The organism is Xanthomonas massiliensis, from assembly GCF_900018785.1.
In the GTDB taxonomy this organism is placed as follows: Bacteria; Pseudomonadota; Gammaproteobacteria; order Xanthomonadales; family Xanthomonadaceae; genus Xanthomonas_B; species Xanthomonas_B massiliensis.
In genome coordinates this window covers 521,718-539,517 of sequence record NZ_FCOY01000007.1, presented here as the reverse complement: position 1 = coordinate 539,517, position 17,800 = coordinate 521,718, and the positions used below count along the sequence as shown (strand labels likewise).

Sequence of the window (17,800 nt, the reverse complement as noted above, 5' to 3'; positions counted from 1 at the left end):
CTGCACTCAGCGCGGACGGCCGTCCATGGCATGCTCGATCATCCACAGCCCCGCCCACAGCTTGGGATCGAGCTGGTAGCCGCGCCGGCCCATCTCCATCAGCCAGGCCGGGGCCTGCGCGCGCGGGATCTCGTGCACGGTGATGTCCTCGCTGGCGTCGCCGCCGCCGGGGCCGACCTTGCGCAGGCCGGTCACGCGCACCATCGCCGCGCGCTCGCGGCTGGCGCCGGAGGACACCGGGCCGACCACCAGGACCTCGGCGTGCTCGGCGGTCCAGCCGGTCTCCTCTTCCAGTTCGCGGATGGCCGATTGCTCGATCGATTCGCCGGCATGGATGTCGCCGACCAGACCGGCCGGCATCTCGATGGTGCGCGCCTGCAGCGGGATGCGGAACTGCTCGACGAACACGATCCTGTCCTCGGGGGTCACGGCGATGATGATCGCCGCCACGCTGCCGGGGTTGGTGCGTTCGGTGTACTCCCAGGTGCCGCGCACCAGCATGCGCTGGTACTTGCCTTCCCAGACCACGCGCGGCGCGGCGTCGTTGTCGATGCTCATGCGATGGAAACCTCTTGGCTGAAGGGATCGGGCAGCCCCGCCGCCAGGCGCAGGCGGCGCCGGGTCAGCGGGCCCAGGCGCAGTGCCTGGACCAGCCCGTCGAGCATGTCCGCATCGGCCGCGCCGCGGGCGAAGCCGTGGGCCGGCAGCGCCAGCGGCGCGTCCAGGGCGATGGTGGTCAGCTGCCGCCACAGCAGCGCGTGCTCGCGCTGCTCGCGCAGGCGCACGGCAACCTGGGCGGCGCCGCGCAGGCGCAGGAACGGCACCTCGTCGATGCGCGCCAGCAGTGCGTCCAGGCTGCCGAAGTGGGCCAGCAGGATGGCCGCGGTCTTGGCGCCGACGCCGCTCACCCCGGGGATGTTGTCCACCGCGTCGCCGCACAGGGCCAGGTAGTCGGCGATCTGTTCGGCGTGCACGCCGTGGCGCGCCTTGACGCCGGCCGCGCCCCAGCGCTGGTTGCGGGCGAAATCCCATTGCTCGTCGCCGGTGCGCAGCAGCTGGGACAGGTCCTTGTCGGCCGAGACGATCAGGCCGCGGAAGCCGTCGCCACGGGCCGCGTGCAGGGCGCTGCCGATCAGGTCGTCGGCCTCGTAGCGGGCATCGGCCAGCACGCCCAGGCCGAGCGCCGCGCACAGCGCCTTGCAGTGCGCGAACTGGCGGCGCAGTTCGTCCGGGGCCGGGGCGCGGTTGGCCTTGTAGGCCGGATAGAGCGCGTTGCGGAAGCTGCCGTCCAGCGCCTCGTCGAAGGCCACCGCGATGTGCCGCGGGCGCTCGCGCTCGAGCAGTTCCAGCAGGAAGCGGGCGAAGCCGTGCACCGCCTGGGCCGGCCAGCCCTCGGCATCGACGAAGCTGTCGGGCATGGCGTGCCAGGCGCGGAACACGTAGACGCTGGCATCGACCAGCACCAGCGGCGGGCGCGGCGGCACCGGGGCGCCGTCGGCGCTCACGGGCGCCAGTCCGCCAGCAGCGTCGCCGGATCGGGGCGGTCGCGCTCGGGCGCCTGCACCTGGGCGGTGCCGATGTGGATGAAGCCAGCCACGTGCTCGTTCCCGGCCAGGCCCAGGTGGGTGGCGACGGGGCGATCGAAGGCGGCCCAGCCGGTCAGCCACTGCGCCCCGTAGCCGAACGCCTGTGCCGCCTGCAGCAGGGCGAAGCAGGTGCAACCGGCGGTCATCCACTGCTCCACCGGCGGGACCTTGGGGCTGTCGTGCAGGCAGGCGACGACGACCACCACCAGCGGCGCGTGGGCGAAGCGCTGGCGGTCCTTGGCGATGGCCGGCTCCGGCGCCTGCGGGTCGCGCTGGCGCGCGCGCGCGGCGAGGAAGTCGCCCAGCGCCAGCCGCGCATCCCCGCGTACCGCCAGGAACCGGAACGGCACCAGCTTGCCGTGGTCGGGCACGCGCACCGCCGCGCGCAGCATGCGCAGCAGCGTGGCGGGATCGGGTCCCGGCTCGCCGAGCTGGCGCGAGGGTACCGAGCGGCGCTGGTCCAGCGCTTGCAGCAGGGCAGGATCGGTCATGATTCATCTTTTCGAGACGTGCATCATGAATTATAGGTGCACCCGCCGTTGCGCCACGGACGTCGAAGGGAGGCCATGACGAATCCGCCGTTCCACGAAGCATCCGTGATCGGCAACACGGAGCTGCTCGAACGCATCCGCGAGCTGATGCTGCCGGCGCTTGCAGGGGTGTTCGATGGCGCCCAGGCGCCGCTGGGACAGGAGCTGTTCCGCATCGCCGGCAGCCTGCGCAGCGGCCAGGGGGATTACCTGGAGGCCATCACCCAGCTGCGGCGCGAGCGCGAGCCAGTGGTCGCGCGCTTCCGCGCGCACCTGGCCCGGGCCTGGCAGGCACTGGAAGCCGGGCGCCCGCTGTCGGCCGAGCGCCTGCACGGCCAGGCCGGCGCCGGCTTCGCCCTGGTCAGCGAACAGGACATGGACGTGCGCCTGGCCGTGCGCAACCTGGCCGGGGCGATCCAGCACCGCTGGCGCCCGGAGCTGATGCGCCTGGAGCGCTACCTCGGCCTGGTGTGCGGACTGCGCGTGGACGGCGACACCGACCCGCTCGGACCGGAGCACATCGCCCTGGCAGTACGGCAGGCCTATGCGCCGCTGACCCTGGCCGCGCCAGTGCAGCTGGCCATCGTGCGCCGGCTCGAGGCGCCGCTGGTGGCCGGCGTGGGCGGCCTGTACGCCACGTTGCAGGCACGCCTGCAGGACGTGGCCCACCTGCGCGAGCTGCCCGAGCCGCGCGCGCGCCGCCGCGGCATCCCGCGCGACGGCCAGGGCGAAGCCGAGGAAGCGCAGCCGGACTGGATCGCGCGCTTCTTCGCCGAATGGGCCGTGCCCGGCGAGGACGTGGACGCGATCGATGCCGACGACGCCCCCGATACCGGCGCGGCGGCGGGCGAGGCAATACCGCGCGTGCACCTGCCCGAACCGTTGCAGCAGCTGCTGCGCGACGCCCGCCGGCACGAGGAGCCGGACCAGGCCGCGGCCGCCGGGCGACGGATCCTGGCGCGCGACGAGCTCGTCTCGGCGCTGTCGCTGCTGCAGATGGGGCCGGGCGCCGGCTTCGGCGACGTGGTCCTGCTGGGCGGCGGGTCGCTGGGACTGGGCCTGCGCCGCGCGGTGCAGGCCAGCGCGGCCTCGCTCGGGCTGGATGCGGCCAGCACCCGCCTGCATCCGCTGGATGCCGACGCGCTGGACCTGGTCGGCCGCCTGTTCGAGACCGTGCTGGAGCAGAGCACCCTGCAGCCGCCGCAGCGCGAGCTGCTCGGCCGGTTGCTGGTGCCGTTGGCCAAGGTGGCGCTGCTCGATCCGGGCCTGTTCGTGCGCGACGGCCATCCGGCGCGGCGCCTGCTCAACCTGGTGGCCGATGCCTGCGACGGCAACGGTGGGGCGACCGCGGCCGAACAGACCATGCTCGAGCAGGTGCAGGAGGCGGTGGACCAGGTCGTGGCCGATTACCACGAGCATCTCGGCCCCTTCCTGGCCGCCGCGCTGGCGCTGTCGCGCCACTACGAGCAGTTCCGCCGCAAGGCCGAGATCGCCGAGCGCCGCGCCGGGGAAATGCAGCGGGCCGAGGAGCGCCGCGCGCAGGCGCGCGCGCTGGCCGACCAGGCCTGGCGCGAACACGGTCGCGCCCGCGCGCTGCCGCCGGCCTTCGCCGCATTCCTGGCCGGGCCGTGGCGCACCGGCATCGAGCAGCTGGCGCTGCGCGAGGACGGCGCCGGCCTGGTGCGCGCCATGGCGCTGGGCGAGATTCCCGGCGAACCGCAGGCACGCCGGCGCTGGCTGCACGAGCACCAGGCCGCGCTGCTGGCGCTGTGGGCCGGGCAGGGGCTCGCGCCCGACCGGGCCCAGGACGAATGGGAGGCGCTGGCCACGGCCTGCGACCAGGCGCCGGTGCCGCCGGCCGACGTGCCGGCCGCGCCGTCGTCGCCGCAGGAAGCGGCGCCGGAGGCGGCCGCGGCTGAGGCAGTGGCGTCGTCCGTCCTGATCGACCCGGCCGAGACCGAGGCCGGCTTCGACCATGTCACCGCCGATTATTTCCGCAGCCTGCCGCTGGGTACGTGGCTGGATTTCGTCGACCGCCAGGGGCGCCGCCGGCCGGGCAAGCTGGCCTGGATCAGCCCCATCTCCGGCCGGCGCATGTTCGTGGACCGCAGCGGTGCGCGCCTGCACGTGGTGTCGCCGGAGGAACTGGCGTTGATGGTGCAGCTGCAGCGCGTGGCGCTGCACCGCGACGAGGATGCGTTCTATGCGGCGATGCAGGCCGCGGTGGACCGCCTGGAGCGCCCGGTGGCGGCCTAGCGCGGGGGCGGCGCCCGGCGCCCGGTCGCAAGGCGACGCGACGCGGCAGACTGCGGCCGCGATCACATTGCCCCTTTCTCCCGAATCGCTACCATGTCTGCACGCGTGACAGGGGCGCGTGACCGAACGAGAAGCCCGGGGTGGGGAGCCCCGCAACCGCCATGTCCAGTCCCGCCGTGTCCGGCCCACGCGATCCGCAGCTGCTCGAGCGCGCCCACGCGATGATGGTGCCGGCGCTGGCGGAGACGTTCGCGGCTACGCTGGCACGTGCCGACGACGCCCTGTTCGACCGGGCCGAGCAGGCCGGCCCGGCGCAGATGCGTTTCCTCGACGGCATGCGCGAGATGCGCCGCCGCGGCGGCCAGATCGCCGGCCGCTTCCGGGCCCATCTCGACCGCGCCTGGCGCGCCCTGGCCGAAGGCACGCCGCTGTCGGCCGAGGCGGTGCTGTCCGGCCCGGCGGCCGAGGGCCTGAGCCTGGTCGGCGAGGACGAACTCGAATCGCGCCTGGCCGTGCGCAACCTGGCCTCGGTGCTGCAGCGCGAGGCCAAGGCGGTACTGGCGCGCATGGAGCCCCGCCTCGGCTGGGTCGCCGGCGTCGATGCCCTGGCGCCGGACACCGATCCCGTCGGCCCGGACCACATCGGCGTGGCCGTGCACGAGGCGCTGGCCAGCGCCGAGCTGGCCGCGGAAGTGCGGCTGGTGCTGTTCAAGCTGTTCGAGCGCGCGCTGGTCGGGGCAGTGACGTCGCTGTACCCGGCGCTCGATGCCGCCCTGCTCAAGGCCGGCGTGCTGCCGGACCTGGGCCGCCAGGGCCGGGCGTCGGCTTCGCCGCCGCCGGCCGCGGCGGCGTTCGCCGCCGACGAGGAGGGCCCGGGCGCGCCGCCGCCGTGGGCCAGCCGTTTCCTGCAGCGCTGGGCCCAGGCCCACGGGATCGAGGCCGAAGCCGGTGGCGGTGGCGGTAGTGGTGGCGAGCCTGGCGCGGCACCCGGCGGCTATGGCGCCAGCCAGGCCCAGGGCCTGATGCTGGAGGCACTGCACGAACTGCTCGAGCAGAGCCGCCAGGGCCGCGGCCAGGCCGGCACCGGGGCGCAGGCACCCGGCGCCGGGCCGGGCACGGCGGGCGGTGGCGCCGGCAGCGGGCGCTCGCTGAGCCAGCGCGAGATGCTTTCGGTGCTGTCGCTGCTGCAGGCCGCGCCCAGCGCCACCCTGAGTGCGGCGCTGGGCGAGAACGGCGAGTCGCTGGCGCAGCGGCTCAAGAGCGAGGTGCTCTCCGGGGTGTCGCAACTGGGCGTGGACCCGGCCAGCGCCCGCCTGGATCCGGTCGACGAGGACGCCATCGACCTGGTCGGCATGCTGTTCGACGTGATGCTCGACGAGCGCGAGCTGGAGGGCCGTTCGCGCGAGCTGATCGGCCGGCTGGTGGTGCCCTTCGTCAAGGTGGCGCTGCTGGACCGCAAGATGTTCGTGCACAAGACCCATCCGGCGCGGCGCCTGCTCAACTCGCTGGCCGAGGCCTGCGAGGGCAACACCGGGCAGACCCCGGCCGAGCAGGCGCTGATGGGCAAGGTCGAGGAAGTGGTCGACCGGCTGGTGGCCGAGTTCAACGAGAACCTGGCCATCTTCCTGACCCTGGAGGAGGAGTTCCGCGAGTTCCTGGCCCGGCACCGGCGCAAGATCGAGATCGCCGAGCGTCGCGCGGCCGAGGCCCAGCGCGGCCAGGAGAAGCTGGAGCAGGCGCGCCAGCGCGCCACCGGCGAACTGGACAGCCGCCTGGACGAGGTGAGCCTGCCGCCGGCGCTGGACGACTTCATGCGCCAGGCATGGACCCACCACCTGACCCTGCTGCTGCTGCGCGAGGGCGAGGATGGCGCCGGCGTGGCCGAGGCGCTGGCCCTGGCCGACGGCGTGCTCGACGAGCTCTCCGAGGCGCGCCGCCACGTGGTCGGCAAGCCATGGCTGCAAGCCTGGCAGCCGGCGCTGCGCAAGGTGCTGGCCAGCGTCGGCCTGCAGGGCGAGGCGTGCGACGCCTCCATCGATGTCCTGCACGGCGCACTGCAGGCCATCGCCGAACACCAGCCGCAGGAGGCGCTGCGGCCGCTGCCCGAGTCGGCGCGCTCGGCGGTGGCGGCCAGCAACCTGCCGCCCGCCGCGGCCGCGCCGATGGAGCCGCCGCCGGTGGCCGCCAACGGCGGCGGCTTCGACGATGCCGACGCCGAGCGTTTCCGGCAGATGGAGATCGGAACCTGGCTGGACTTCATCGACCGCGACGGCAAGGTGCAGCCGGGCAAGCTGTCCTGGATCAGCCCGATCTCCGCGCGCCGGCTGTTCGTGAACCGCCGCGGCGTGCGCTTCTGCGTGGCCTCGCCCGAGGAACTGGCGATGATGGTCAAGCTCGGCCGCCTGCGCCCGCACGTAGGCGGTGACGCCTTCGACAGCGCGCTGCAGGGCGTGATCGAACGCCTGGAGACCCCGTCCGACGCGCCGTCGCACACGCTGCACTGAGCGGCTGGGCGGCTTTTGGCGTCCGCGGCGAGGGCGCGGACGGAGGCGTTTCAGCGCGCGCCGCCGCCGTTCTGGTCGAACCAGGCCTGGCGCTGTTCCGGCGTCATCTGCTGCCAGCGCTGGAACCACTGCTTGCGCTGCTCGGGCGGCAGGTCGCGCGTCTTGTCGAAGATCAGGCGCGCGCGTGCGCGCTGGTCGGGCGACATGCGCTCGAAGCGGCGCGCGCCGTCGCGGGCCTTGTCGCGCTGCTCGGGCGTCATCTGCTGCCAGCGCCGGGCATGGTCGAGCATGCGCGCGCGCTGTTCCGGGGCGCCGTTCCAGCGCTCGCGCACCGGCGCGACCAGCAGCTCGCGCTGTTCGGCGCTGAGGTGGTCCCAGTCCGGCAGCGGTGCGGCGGTGCCGGCCGGTGCGGGCGGGCGCGACTGCGCCATCAGGCCGCCCGGCACGGCGGCCACGGCGGCGGCGAACAGCAGGCAGACGGCATTGCGCAAAGTGGGGAAGCGGGACATGGGCTCACTCCATCGCCAGGGCCGGATGGGCATCCAGCCAGACGTACAGGTCGGGGTTTTCTTCCAGCAGCGCACCGGGATCGTCCTCGCCCGCGGGCGCGGTGGCCGCAGCGGCAGGGGCGGGAACCGGCGCCGTCGGCGGATGCAGCGCCGGGTGCAGCCCCAGCGCCAGGGCCAGCAGCGCCGGCACGCCGGCCAGCGCCCAGCGCCAGCCGTGGCGCGCGTGGCCGGGGGCGGTGGCCGCCTGGCGTGCCTGGCGCAGCCGTGCCAGGGTCGGCGCCGAGGTGGCGCCGAGCGCGGTCCGGTACAGGGCGCGGCAGCGTGCGTCCGCGGCCGGCGTCGATGCGGGCGGTGCGATGCGCGGGTCCGGCATGTTCATCGCAGTTCCTCCAGTTGCTGTTTCAGCGCCTCGCGGGCGCGCGAGAGATGGGTCTTGACCGAGCCTTCCGAGCAGCCCATGGCCCTGGCGGTGGTGGCCACGTCCAGTTCCTCGAGCACGCGCAGGGTGAAGGCCTCGCGCTGGCGTGCCGGCAGCTGGCGCAGGGCCTGGACCAGGCGCGCATAGGTCTCGCGCTGCTCGTGGCGGCCGGCCGGGCCGGGGGTCTCGTCGGCCCAGTCGATCGGCGCGTCCTGGGCGTCGTTGGCCGGTGCCCAGAAGCGCAGGCGGAAACGGCGGCGGCGCTGCACGTCGATGATGCGGCTGCGCAGGATGCTCCAGAACAGCGGCGTCCATTCGCCGGCCGGCCGCTCGCGGTAGGCGAGCAGCTTGACCATGGCGTCCTGCACCGCGTCCAGGGCGTCCTCGCGATGGCGCAGGCCGGCCTCGGCGAAGCGGAAGGCACGCGGGCCGATGCCGGCCAGGAATGCCTCCAGCGACGCCGGCGCGTCGGCGGGCGCGGGCAGGACGTCGGGTTCCACGTGGGTCGGCGGGCTCACCAGCACAGGATAGCGTTCCAGGCGGACATGCCTGGATCAACGCGCCGGCTGGCGATCGGTTGACGGCCCGGCGGCGGCGTTCAGCGCGCGGCCATCACCGCGGCGACCGCGGCGATCGCCATCCACGCCAGGTCGACCCCCGAATTGGCCAGCACCGACAGCGTCCAGGCGTAGGCCGGGCCCATGCGGCTCAGCGAGGCCCAGGGCGAGAGCCCCATCGCCCCGCCGACGTAGGCCGATGCGATGCACCAGTTGGCCGCCAGCACCACGGCCGCGGTGGCCAGCAGCGCCAGGACGATGCGGCCGGGGCCGCCGCGCCAGCCGCCCAGGCGCAGCATGAATGCCGCTTCCAGCGCCGCCACCACGGCCATCCAGCCGGCCTGCCGGCCGCTGGCCAGCGCCACCATCGTCCATGCGACCGTGACGGTGGCCGCGCCGAGCAACAGGAGCAACGGCCAGAGCCAGTGGCGCGGGCGGGCCGTGACGGGTGAGGCAGACATCGGTAACCCCGGGAGAATGCGGACAGGATAAGGCCTGTTTGGTGCAAGCGGGATAAAATGCCTGCCTTGCCCCCGCCCGCGGGTGCCCCGATCTGGTCTCCCATGTACTCACGCAGCAGCGAACCCATCCAATTCGAGCGCGACTGCCAGGCCGTGATGGTGCCCCAGGGCGACACCGTCACCCTGCCGGCGGGCAGCTACGGCTACATCACCCAGGCGCTGGGCGGCAGCTACACGGTGTTCGTGGACGGCAACCTGTTCCGCATCGCCGGCAAGGACGGCGACGCGATCGGCAAGGAAACGCCGCCGGGGCTGGAACTGCCGGCCGACGCCGCCGACGCCGACGTGGAGAAACTGGTCTGGCAGCAGCTGCGCACCTGCTTCGATCCCGAGATCCCGTTCAACATCGTCGATCTCGGGCTGATCTACGAGGCCCGCGTCGAGCACCGCGAGGACGGCCAGCGCCGGGTCGAGGTGCGGATGACGCTGACCGCGCCGGGCTGCGGCATGGGCGAGATCCTGGTCGACGACGTGCGCGCCAAGCTGGAGATGATCCCGACCGTGGCCGAGGCCGACGTCGAACTGGTGTTCGACCCGCCGTGGGGCAAGCACATGATGTCCGAAGAGGCCCGCCTGGAAACGGGCATGCTCTGAGAATCCGCGCGGCCCGGCCTCGCCGGACCGCCTTCCGCTGAACCGACTGCTCAAGGTATCCGATGAACGCTGCCGCTGCGCTGACCTACCGGGTGATCCGGTCGTCCCACCCCAAACCCGCCGCCGAGCGCGAGGCCATCCTCGCCAATCCCGGCTTCGGCGTGCATTTCACCGACCACATGGTGGCCATCGACTGGGACAAGGACAGCGGCTGGCACGACGCGCGCGTGCAACCCTACGGCCCGCTCTCGCTCGACCCGGCCGCCGCGGTGCTGCACTACGGCCAGGAGATCTTCGAGGGCGTGAAGGCCTACCGCCACGCCGACGGCTCGATCTGGACCTTTCGCCCGGACGCCAACGGCGCGCGCCTGCAGCGCTCGGCCCACCGCCTGGCGCTGCCGCAGCTGCCGGTGGGCGAGTTCGTCGAATCGCTGCGCCAGCTGGTCGCGGCCGATGCCGACTGGGTCCCCTCGGCGCCGGAGACGAGCCTGTACTTCCGCCCGTTCATGATCGCCACCGAGGCCTTCCTCGGCGTGCATGCCGCCGCCGAGGCCGGCTACTACGTGATCGCCAGCCCGGCCGGCGCCTACTTCGCCAAGGGCGTGGCGCCGGTGTCGATCTGGCTGTCCACCGACTACGCGCGCGCGGCCAAGGGCGGCACCGGCGCGGCCAAGTGCGGCGGCAACTACGCCGCCTCGCTGCTGCCGCAGCAGGAAGCCTATGCCCAGGGCTGCTCGCAGGTGGCGTTCCTCGACCCGGTCGAGGGCAAGTACCTGGAAGAACTGGGCGGCATGAACCTGTTCTTCGTATTCAAGGACGGCCGCCTGGTCACCCCGGCGCTGTCGGGCAGCATCCTGGAGGGCGTGACCCGCGCCAGTATCCTGCAACTGGGCCGCGACCGCGGCCTCAAGGTGGAGGAGCGCAAGGTGTCGGTGGACGAATGGAAGGAGGGCGTGGCCTCCGGCGAGATCAGCGAGGTGTTCGCCTGCGGCACCGCCGCGGTCATCACCCCGATCGGCGAGCTGAAGGGCACCGGGTTCTCGGTCGGCGACATCAACGCCCCGGCCGGCGAGGTGACCATGGCCATCCGCAAGGAGCTGACCGACATCCAGTACGGGCGCCTGCCCGACCGCCACGGCTGGTTGGTGAAGCTGCGCGACTGACGCCGGGCCCACGGCCCGCGCCACCTGCGAAGGCCCCGCTCCGGCGGGGCCTTCGCGCATCCGGGCCCGGACGGGGCGGATGCGGGTATCCGCTTTTGTGACATGCAATGACATGAAATGGCGCGTGAAGTCACGAATCGGAAATTTACTGACACGTTTGCAGGACTTTCCGTTGTCAAGGCCCCTGGCCTTGGCTAGGTTCGATGAACGGACGCCGAACAGGGGGCGAGTCCGCAAGCCGGCGAGGAGGCCGGACGATCGCCTTCCCGTCGCGGTCGCCGCAGTCGCGGCACTTCAACGACAACCGAAAAGGGAAATTCAATGTCAGACGTTCGTAGCCGCATGCGCCGGCATGCACGGTGGATTCTTGGCGTTTCCTCGCTGTCGTCCCTGCTCCTGACCTTCCCGGCCCTGGCCGGCGAGGTGTACCTGGACGGGCTGGACTCCGCGTCCACCCACCAGCGCTTCATCGTCACCTACAAGGACGGCTCCAGCGTCGTTGCCGCCCAGGCCACGGCCAGCGCCGCGGCCCGGCTCAAGGCCGGTGCCGCGCTGGAAGCCTCGCTGGCGCGGGCGGCGCGCGTGCTGCCGGCGCGCAACGGCAGGGCCCTGCAGCTGACCGGGGTGCGCCGGCTGGCGGTCGGCCCGGAGCTGGTCCAGGCCGACCGGCCGCTCGACCGCAGCGAGGCCGAGACCCTGATGCGCCAGCTCGCCGCCGATCCGGAGGTGGCCAGCGTGGAGGTCGACCAGCTGATGAAGGCGAGCCTGGTGCCCAACGATCCCAGCCTGTCCCAGCAGTGGGCCTTCGGCACCACCACCGCGGGCATCAACATCCGCCCAGCCTGGGACCAGGCCACCGGCGCCGGCGTGGTGGTGGCGGTGATCGATACCGGCATCACCTCCCATCCCGACCTGAATGCCAACATCCTGCCGGGCTACGACTTCATCAGCGACTCGGCCATGGCCCGCGACGGCAACGGCCGCGACAGCGATCCGTCCGACGAGGGCGACTGGTACGGCGCCAACGAATGCGGCAGCGGCTATCCGGCGTCCAACTCGAGCTGGCACGGCACCCACGTGGCCGGCACCATCGCCGCGGCGACCAACAACGGCACCGGCGTGGCCGGCACCGCCTACAACGCCAGGATCGTGCCGGTGCGCGTGCTGGGCAAATGCGGCGGCTACACCTCCGACATCGCCGACGCCATCGTCTGGGCTTCCGGCGGCACGGTCAGCGGCGTCCCGGCCAACCCGTACCCGGCCGAGGTGATCAACATGTCCCTCGGCGGCAGCGGCAGCTGCTCGACCACCTACCAGAACGCGATCAACGGCGCGGTCTCGCGCGGCACCACCGTGGTCGTGGCCGCCGGCAACGACGCCGCCAACGTATCCACCGCGGTGCCGGCCAACTGCCCGAACGTGATCGCGGTGGCGGCCACCACCTCGGCGCGGGCCAAGGCCAGCTATTCCAACTACGGCACCGGCGTGGACATCTCCGCGCCCGGCTCGAGCATCCTGTCCACGCTCAACTCGGGCACCACGGTGCCGGCCAGCGCCACCTACGCGTCCTACAACGGCACCTCGATGGCCACCCCGCACGTGGCCGGCGTGGTCGCGCTGATGCAGTCGGTCGCGCCCACGCCGCTGACCCCGGCGCAGGTGGAATCGATCATCAAGAGCACGGCGGCCAGCTTCTCCTGCTCGCAGGGCTGCGGTGCCGGCCTGCTCGATGCCAATGCGGCGGTGACCGCGGCCAAGGCGGGGAGCAGCGGCGGTGGCGGTGGCGGTGGCGGCAGCGACACGGTGCTGACCTCCGGCGTGGCCAAGACCGGCCTGGCCGCCAGCACCGGCAACGCGCTGCTCTACACGATCGCCGTGCCCGCCGGCCGCTCGACGCTGACGGTGAAGATCAGCGGAGGCAGCGGCGATGCCGACCTGTACGTGCGCCAGGGCAGCGCCCCGACCGATAGCAGCTACACCTGCCGGCCCTACCTGTCCGGCAACGCCGAGACCTGCACCCTCAGCGCACCGGCCAGCGGTACCTGGTACGTGCGGGTCAAGGCCTACAGCACCTTCTCCGGCGTGAGTCTGGTGGCGACCTACTGATCGTCGCCAGGGGACAGGGAAGTCCCGCCGACGGCGTCCCCGCAGGGAAGCGGGGGCGCCGTTTCTTTTTGGGGGAAGGCAATGGCGGCGGCCGTGCAGGAAGACCGCCGATCCAGGGGCGAAACGGATGCCTGGGGCGGCGAGTTCCTCGTGTGGATCGCCAGCGACGTCGTGCGGCCGGCGGGCTGGCCGGCCCCCCACACCTGTCCGGTGCGCTCGCCCAGGCGGGCGTGGATCGCCCGGAAGCCGCCGTCGACGGACCCGGTCTGGCACGGCCACAGGCTCGGGGATGTGTGGGCCAACACGCCGATCCGGGCAGGCGCACGACCCGCGGGCTTGCCCGGGTTCGTCCCGGCCGCATGATCCCGCAGCCGATCCGGATGGGCGCGCGCCGGCGTCAGGCCACCAGGTCGGCGAGCACGGCGCGCAGGACGTCCGCCAGCGCCCGGGGGGCGAGCTGCAGCAGCAGGCCGCGCTGGCCGCCGTTGACCAGCACGGCGTCGTGGGCGAGCGCGGCGGCCTCGATCGCCACCGGCACGCGCTTGCGCTGGCCGAGCGGGCTGATGCCGCCGACGTGGTAGCCGCTCAGCCGCTCGGCCTCGGCCGGCGGCATCATCTGCGCCGACTTGCCGTGGAAGGCCGCCGCCAGTTTCTTCATCGACACTTCGTGGTCGGACGGCAGCACCACGCACACCGGCTTGCCGTCCACCCGCGCGAGCAGGGTCTTGAGCACCCGCGCCGGCGGCTCGCCGAGCGCGTGGGCCGCTTCCAGCCCCTTGTGCTCGCCGGCGCCGGCTTCGTAGTCGTACGGGCGCAGCACGTAGGCGACCTTGGCCGCATCCAATGCGCGGGTGGCGGGCGTGGCGCTGGACATGGGCTCAGCCGATCGCCTCGAAGCGGTTGGCGGCCACGTTCTTGCGCACCTTGGCCGGGTCCCAGATCAGCCCGTTCATGGCGATGTACACGCCGGCCGGCAGGCTCTGCACCGCGCCGATCGCGCAGCCGATGTTGAACTCGGCGTCCGAGCCGCGGAAGCGCGCCGGGCTGAGCGCGCCGGTCATCACGATGGTCTTGTCCGGGATCGACTTCAGCACCTGGCCGGTGGCGACCATGCTGTCGGTGCCGTGGGTGACCAGCACGTGGCGCGCCGGCTGTGCGGCGATGGTGGCGCGGATCAGCTCGCGGTCGGCGTCGGTGATGTGCAGCGAGTCCTTGCGCAGGATCGGGATCACGCTGAAGCGGAAGGTCACGCCCAGCTCGCGCAGGATCGTGCCGATCTGCGGGTCGCCGATTTGGTAGTCGGACTTGTCGTCGAAGTAGATCTTGTCGATCGTGCCGCCGGTGGTGACGATCAGCAGCTCGTCCATCATGGTGCGTGCCTTGCGGTGGTGCGGATGGCGCGGATTCTACGCGAGCCGGCGCCGGCCCCGCGTGGCGCGGCGAGGCCTCAGGCGCGCAGCCGACGCGCCACGTCGGCCACGCGCCGGCCCAGCGCGCGGGCCAGCTGCGCTTCGTCCGCGCTGGGCTGCGGGTCGTCGTCGGTGCCGGCGACGTGGCTGGCGCCGTAGGGCGTGCCGCCGCCGCGGGTATGGCCCAGCGCGGCTTCGGTGAAGGGGATGCCGACGATCAGGCAGCCGTGGTGCAGCAGTGGCAGGTGCATGGACAGCAGCGTGGATTCCTGGCCGCCGTGCATCGCAGCGGTGGAGGTGAACACGCCGGCCGGCTTGCCGGCGAGGGTGCCGCTGGCCCAGTCGGCGCCGAGGGTGTCGAGGAAGTACTTCATCGGCGCGGCCATGTTGCCGAAGCGGGTCGGGCTGCCCAGCAGCAGACCAGCGCACTCGGCCAGGTCGGCCGGCTGCACGTAGGGCGCGCCGTCCTCCGGCACGGGCGGGGCCGCCTGCTGGGTGACCGGGGCCACCGGCGGCACCGTGCGCAGGCGCGCGGCCATGCCGTCCACCTCGCCGACGCCGCGCGCGATCTGCCGCGCCAGCCGCGCCACCGAGCCGCCGCGGCTGTAGTAGAGGACCAGGATCTCGGCCATGTCGGGTTGCCATGCGGGAAGAGCGCGCCAGTATCGGCGATGCGGGCGGGCGCGTGCATCGGGTACGCTGGCGCGATGAAGCCGTGGGCCCTGCCGCGCCTGATCCTCGAACGCCTGCGCGATCGCCATCGCGCGGCCAGCTTCGCCCGTTTCCTGCTGCAGCGGTTCCTGGCCGACCGCCTGTTCCAGGCCGCCGGTTCGCTGGCCTACACCACCGTGTTCGCCCTGGCGCCGCTGGCGATCGTGGTGTTCGGCGTGCTCGGTGCCTTCCCCAGTTTCGGCGGCTGGAGCGGCCAGCTGGTGGACTACGTGTTCTCCAACTTCGTGCCCAGTGCGGCGCGTTCGGCCCAGCAGTACCTGGACCGGTTCCTGGCCGGTGCCGGCCAGCTCACCGCCGCCGGCGTGATCGCCCTGGTGGCCTCGCTGCTGGTCACCCTCAACAGCATCGAGCAGACGTTCAACCACATCTGGCGCGTGGCCTCGGCACGGCCCCGGCTCAGTCGCTTCCTGGTCTACTGGACGGTGCTGACCCTGGGCGCGCTGCTGGCGGCCGCCTCGCTGGCGGTGTCCGCGCGGGTCCTGGCGCTGCCGCTGTTCCGCACCGACGAGGGCCGGGCGCTGGCCGAGTTCTCGCTGCTGGCCACGCCGGTGCTGATCGAGTTCGCCTGCATCGTGCTGATCTACCGGGTGGTGCCGCACCACCTGGTGCGCTGGCGCCATGCCCTGGCCGGCGGGCTGCTGGCGGTGGCGCTGCTGGAGCTGGCCAAGTGGGGGCTGGGGGCCTACCTGGGCAACTTCCAGTCCTACCAGCGCATCTACGGCACCCTGGCGATCCTGCCGATCCTGCTGCTGTGGATCTACCTGAGCTGGGTGGCAGTGCTGCTGGGCGCGTCGCTGGCCTCGGCCATCGCCGCGTTCCGCTACCAGCCCGCCGACATGCGCCTGCCCGACGGCTACGAGCTGTACGGGCTGCTGCGCCTGCTCGGCCGCTTCCAGCAGGCGCGCACGCTGGGCAAGGGACTGGACGAGGAGCGCATGCAGGTGCTGGAGCCGATGCTCACCGATGCGCTGATCCAGCAGTTCCTGGCCGAACTGGAGCGGATCGGCCTGCTGCGCCGCGACGAGGGCGGGGAGTGGCTGCTGGCGCGCGACCTGTCCGACGTGAGCCTGCTGGAGCTGTACGAGAACTGCCAGCTGCGCATCCCCGCCGGCACCCGGCCGCTGCCCTGTCGCGACGACGCGCTCGGGCGTACCGTGCAGGCGGCGCTGGACCGCCTGCGCCTGCCGCTGCGCGAGCTGCTGGCCCGGCCGGTGGCCGACATCTACCAGAATCCTTCCGGAGAGCGCGCATGAAACCCCGTCCGTTCGCATTGACCGCGCTGGTCCTGGCCGGGCTGGCGGCAGGATGCCAACGCACCCCGCCGGCCCCGGCCCAAGGCCCGGTCGGTCCCGCACCGTCGGCACCGGCCGAGTCCGCCCCGGTCCCGCACGTGGTGCAGGAGACCGCCGAGGTGCCGGCGCTGGACCTGGCCACCGTCGGCGGCGGCCGCTATGTCCTGGCCGACCACCGCGGCAAGTGGGTGGTGGTCAACTTCTGGGCGACCTGGTGCGCGCCGTGCCTGAAGGAAATGCCCGAGCTGTCGGCGCTGCACGCGCTGCGCGACAACGTGGAAGTGGTCGGGCTGGCCTACGAGGACGTCGATCCGGAGGCGATGAAGGCGTTCCTGGCCGAGCATCCGGTGGCCTATCCGATCGCCATCGTGGACACCTTCGATCCGCCGCACGACTTCGCCACCCCGCGCGGGCTGCCGATGACCTACCTGATCGCCCCGGACGGCCGGGTGGCCAAGCAGTTCCTCGGGCCGGTGGACGCCCGCCAGATCGAGGCGGCGATCACCGCCGCCGGCGGCAAGGTGGCGATGCCGTGAGCGCGGCGCGGTTCCTCGTGCGCGGGCGCGTGCAGGGCGTGTTCTACCGCGCTTCCACCCGCGAGCGGGCACGCGCGCTGGGCCTGGACGGGCGCGCGCTCAACCGCGCCGACGGCAGCGTGGAGGTGGTGGTGGCCGGCGATGCCGCGGCCATCGACGCGCTGGCGGCGTGGCTGCGGCAGGGCCCGCCGGCGGCGCGGGTGGAAGCGGTCGAGCGCCTGCCGTGGACGGCACCGGTGGCGCCCGGCTTCGTCACCGGCTGACCGGGCTCAGTCGGCCGGCCACGGCGGGATCGGCGCGAGCACGTCGTACTTCTCGTGGTGCAGGCGCCCGGCCAGCGGGGTCAGCGCCGGCACCGTCTCCAGCGGGTCGTCCGAATGCGGCAGGCGCCGCAGCAGGTCGTGGATCAGGGTCAGGCGGCCGCGCTTTTGTTCGTTGAAGTCCACCAGCGTCCATGGCGCCTGCGGCGTGTGGGTGGCCTGCAGCATGGCATCGCGCGCCCGGGTGTAGTCGGTGTAGTGGCTGCGCGAGGCCAGGTCCACCGGCGAGAGCTTCCAGCCCTTGAGCGGGTTGCGGCTGCGCTCGGCGAAGCGCTTCTCCTGCTGCGCCTGGTCCACGCACAGCCAGTACTTGAACAGCAGGATGCCGTCGTCCACCAGCAGCCGCTCGAACAGCGGCGCCTGGCGCAGGAACGTGCGGTACTGGTCCTGGGTGCAGAACCCCATCACCTTCTCCACGCCGGCGCGGTTGTACCAGCTGCGGTCCATCAGCACCATTTCCCCGGCCGCCGGCAGGTGCGCGACATAGCGCTGGAAATACCACTGCGTGGCCTCGCGGTCGTTGGGCTTGGGCAGGGCGACGTGGAGGCACTGGCGCGGATTGAGGTGCTCGGCGATGGCCTGGATCGCGCCGCCCTTGCCGGCGGTGTCGCGGCCCTCAAACAGCACCAGCACGCGCCGGCCGGCGTGCTGCAGCCAGCTGATGCGCCCGGCCAGTTCCAGCTGCAGCTCCTGCAGGCGGTGCTTGTAGTCCTTGTGTGCTTGCCCGTTCGCGGTGGCCATGCGCATGCCCTCGGTGATGAGGCCGC

19 protein-coding genes are annotated in these 17,800 nt (G+C 72.9%); 8 read left to right on the top strand and 11 right to left on the bottom strand.

Features of this window, described 5'->3' with window-relative positions:
* Window positions 1–6: 6 nt before the first annotated feature.
* From BN3794_RS12525 to BN3794_RS12515, 3 genes are read right to left on the bottom strand one after another with little or no spacing between them, the layout of a single operon-like run.
* The gene (locus BN3794_RS12525; RefSeq protein ID WP_066097725.1) at window positions 7–558 is read right to left on the bottom strand and encodes an NUDIX hydrolase; all 552 of its coding nucleotides are present in this window, start codon (window positions 556–558) and stop codon (window positions 7–9) included.
* Window positions 555–1,514 carry a 5'-3' exonuclease gene (locus BN3794_RS12520; protein ID WP_066098867.1) on the bottom strand — a complete coding sequence of 320 codons (960 nt, stop codon included), beginning with the start codon at window positions 1,512–1,514 and terminating at the stop codon, window positions 555–557. Before BN3794_RS12520 ends, BN3794_RS12525 begins: the two co-directional genes overlap by 4 nt.
* Complete coding sequence (locus tag BN3794_RS12515; protein ID WP_066097724.1) at window positions 1,502–2,077, bottom strand: nitroreductase family protein; 576 nt, start codon at window positions 2,075–2,077, stop codon at window positions 1,502–1,504. Before BN3794_RS12515 ends, BN3794_RS12520 begins: the two co-directional genes overlap by 13 nt.
* Window positions 2,078–2,182: 105 nt before the next feature.
* Here BN3794_RS12515 and BN3794_RS12510 point away from each other — a divergent pair, with 105 nt between their 5' ends.
* Together BN3794_RS12510 and BN3794_RS12505 are read left to right on the top strand one after the other, a co-directional pair.
* Window positions 2,183–4,372, top strand: a complete 2,190-nt coding sequence (locus BN3794_RS12510) for a DUF1631 family protein (protein WP_328585353.1) — start codon at window positions 2,183–2,185, stop codon at window positions 4,370–4,372.
* Between the two features lie 161 nt (window positions 4,373–4,533).
* On the top strand, window positions 4,534–6,876 hold the full coding sequence (locus tag BN3794_RS12505; RefSeq protein WP_066097720.1) for a DUF1631 domain-containing protein: 2,343 nt from the start codon (window positions 4,534–4,536) through the stop codon (window positions 6,874–6,876).
* Between the two features lie 50 nt (window positions 6,877–6,926).
* Here BN3794_RS12505 and BN3794_RS12500 read toward each other — a convergent pair whose 3' ends face one another.
* From BN3794_RS12500 to BN3794_RS12485, 4 genes are all read right to left on the bottom strand, one after another.
* Entirely contained in the window at window positions 6,927–7,385 is a 459-nt protein-coding gene (locus BN3794_RS12500; RefSeq protein WP_066097718.1) for a DUF3106 domain-containing protein, read from the bottom strand.
* A 4-nt stretch (window positions 7,386–7,389) separates the two neighbouring features.
* Window positions 7,390–7,764, bottom strand: coding sequence for a hypothetical protein (locus tag BN3794_RS12495; protein WP_236493254.1), 375 nt, complete (start codon window positions 7,762–7,764; stop codon window positions 7,390–7,392).
* Entirely contained in the window at window positions 7,761–8,327 is a 567-nt protein-coding gene (locus tag BN3794_RS12490; protein WP_425476718.1) for an RNA polymerase sigma factor, read from the bottom strand. The genes BN3794_RS12495 and BN3794_RS12490 overlap by 4 nt, the downstream gene beginning before the upstream one ends.
* A 74-nt stretch (window positions 8,328–8,401) precedes the next feature.
* Complete coding sequence (locus BN3794_RS12485) at window positions 8,402–8,821, bottom strand: hypothetical protein (RefSeq protein ID WP_066097715.1); 420 nt, start codon at window positions 8,819–8,821, stop codon at window positions 8,402–8,404.
* Window positions 8,822–8,923: 102 nt separating this feature from the next.
* Here BN3794_RS12485 and sufT point away from each other — a divergent pair, with 102 nt between their 5' ends.
* The 3 genes from sufT (at window position 8,924) to BN3794_RS12470 (ending at window position 12,744) form a co-directional block, all read left to right on the top strand.
* Entirely contained in the window at window positions 8,924–9,475 is a 552-nt protein-coding gene (gene sufT, locus BN3794_RS12480; protein ID WP_066097713.1) for a putative Fe-S cluster assembly protein SufT, read from the top strand.
* A 62-nt stretch (window positions 9,476–9,537) separates the two neighbouring features.
* On the top strand, window positions 9,538–10,638 hold the full coding sequence (locus tag BN3794_RS12475; protein ID WP_066097711.1) for a branched-chain amino acid aminotransferase: 1,101 nt from the start codon (window positions 9,538–9,540) through the stop codon (window positions 10,636–10,638).
* A gap of 321 nt (window positions 10,639–10,959) precedes the next feature.
* A complete protein-coding gene (locus BN3794_RS12470; protein WP_147675762.1) occupies window positions 10,960–12,744 on the top strand; it encodes a S8 family peptidase in 1,785 nt (594 codons plus the stop codon).
* A 397-nt stretch (window positions 12,745–13,141) separates the two neighbouring features.
* On the opposite strand, the gene ybaK is transcribed toward BN3794_RS12470, so the two are convergent.
* The 3 genes from ybaK to wrbA all read right to left on the bottom strand — a co-directional run bounded on the left by ybaK (window position 13,142) and on the right by wrbA (window position 14,785).
* Entirely contained in the window at window positions 13,142–13,618 is a 477-nt protein-coding gene (ybaK, locus tag BN3794_RS12460; RefSeq protein WP_066097707.1) for a Cys-tRNA(Pro) deacylase, read from the bottom strand.
* A gap of 4 nt (window positions 13,619–13,622) precedes the next feature.
* Window positions 13,623–14,111, bottom strand: a complete 489-nt coding sequence (locus BN3794_RS12455) for an asparaginase domain-containing protein (protein ID WP_066098860.1) — start codon at window positions 14,109–14,111, stop codon at window positions 13,623–13,625.
* 80 nt (window positions 14,112–14,191) lie between these two features.
* Window positions 14,192–14,785 carry an NAD(P)H:quinone oxidoreductase gene (gene wrbA, locus BN3794_RS12450; RefSeq protein ID WP_066097705.1) on the bottom strand — a complete coding sequence of 198 codons (594 nt, stop codon included), beginning with the start codon at window positions 14,783–14,785 and terminating at the stop codon, window positions 14,192–14,194.
* A 75-nt stretch (window positions 14,786–14,860) separates the two neighbouring features.
* On the opposite strand from wrbA, the gene BN3794_RS12445 reads away from it, so the two are divergent.
* From BN3794_RS12445 to BN3794_RS12435, 3 genes are read left to right on the top strand one after another with little or no spacing between them, the layout of a single operon-like run.
* On the top strand, window positions 14,861–16,138 hold the full coding sequence (locus BN3794_RS12445; protein ID WP_066097703.1) for a YihY family inner membrane protein: 1,278 nt from the start codon (window positions 14,861–14,863) through the stop codon (window positions 16,136–16,138).
* Window positions 16,135–16,713 carry a TlpA family protein disulfide reductase gene (locus BN3794_RS12440; RefSeq protein ID WP_078059743.1) on the top strand — a complete coding sequence of 193 codons (579 nt, stop codon included), beginning with the start codon at window positions 16,135–16,137 and terminating at the stop codon, window positions 16,711–16,713. Before BN3794_RS12445 ends, BN3794_RS12440 begins: the two co-directional genes overlap by 4 nt.
* Complete coding sequence (locus tag BN3794_RS12435) at window positions 16,710–16,976, top strand: acylphosphatase (protein ID WP_066097699.1); 267 nt, start codon at window positions 16,710–16,712, stop codon at window positions 16,974–16,976. Before BN3794_RS12440 ends, BN3794_RS12435 begins: the two co-directional genes overlap by 4 nt.
* 6 nt (window positions 16,977–16,982) lie before the next feature.
* On the opposite strand, the gene ppk2 is transcribed toward BN3794_RS12435, so the two are convergent.
* On the bottom strand, window positions 16,983–17,774 hold the full coding sequence (gene ppk2, locus BN3794_RS12430; protein ID WP_066098858.1) for a polyphosphate kinase 2: 792 nt from the start codon (window positions 17,772–17,774) through the stop codon (window positions 16,983–16,985).
* Window positions 17,775–17,800: the final 26 nt, after the last annotated feature.

Bases quoted from the DNA above. Each gene is read 5' to 3' on its own strand.
- BN3794_RS12500 (WP_066097718.1), bottom strand. From the start codon at position 7,385: ATGTCCCGCTTCCCCACTTTGCGCAATGCCGTCTGCCTGCTGTTCGCC.
- BN3794_RS12440 (WP_078059743.1), top strand. From the start codon at position 16,135: ATGAAACCCCGTCCGTTCGCATTGACCGCGCTGGTCCTGGCCGGGCTG.
- ybaK (WP_066097707.1), bottom strand. From the start codon at position 13,618: ATGTCCAGCGCCACGCCCGCCACCCGCGCATTGGATGCGGCCAAGGTC.
- BN3794_RS12515 (WP_066097724.1), bottom strand. From the start codon at position 2,077: ATGACCGATCCTGCCCTGCTGCAAGCGCTGGACCAGCGCCGCTCGGTA.
- wrbA (WP_066097705.1), bottom strand. From the start codon at position 14,785: ATGGCCGAGATCCTGGTCCTCTACTACAGCCGCGGCGGCTCGGTGGCG.
- BN3794_RS12470 (WP_147675762.1), top strand. From the start codon at position 10,960: ATGTCAGACGTTCGTAGCCGCATGCGCCGGCATGCACGGTGGATTCTT.
- sufT (WP_066097713.1), top strand. From the start codon at position 8,924: ATGTACTCACGCAGCAGCGAACCCATCCAATTCGAGCGCGACTGCCAG.
- BN3794_RS12495 (WP_236493254.1), bottom strand. From the start codon at position 7,764: ATGAACATGCCGGACCCGCGCATCGCACCGCCCGCATCGACGCCGGCC.
- BN3794_RS12525 (WP_066097725.1), bottom strand. From the start codon at position 558: ATGAGCATCGACAACGACGCCGCGCCGCGCGTGGTCTGGGAAGGCAAG.
- BN3794_RS12505 (WP_066097720.1), top strand. From the start codon at position 4,534: ATGTCCAGTCCCGCCGTGTCCGGCCCACGCGATCCGCAGCTGCTCGAG.
- BN3794_RS12475 (WP_066097711.1), top strand. From the start codon at position 9,538: ATGAACGCTGCCGCTGCGCTGACCTACCGGGTGATCCGGTCGTCCCAC.
- BN3794_RS12455 (WP_066098860.1), bottom strand. From the start codon at position 14,111: ATGGACGAGCTGCTGATCGTCACCACCGGCGGCACGATCGACAAGATC.
- ppk2 (WP_066098858.1), bottom strand. From the start codon at position 17,774: ATGGCCACCGCGAACGGGCAAGCACACAAGGACTACAAGCACCGCCTG.
- BN3794_RS12485 (WP_066097715.1), bottom strand. From the start codon at position 8,821: ATGTCTGCCTCACCCGTCACGGCCCGCCCGCGCCACTGGCTCTGGCCG.
- BN3794_RS12445 (WP_066097703.1), top strand. From the start codon at position 14,861: ATGAAGCCGTGGGCCCTGCCGCGCCTGATCCTCGAACGCCTGCGCGAT.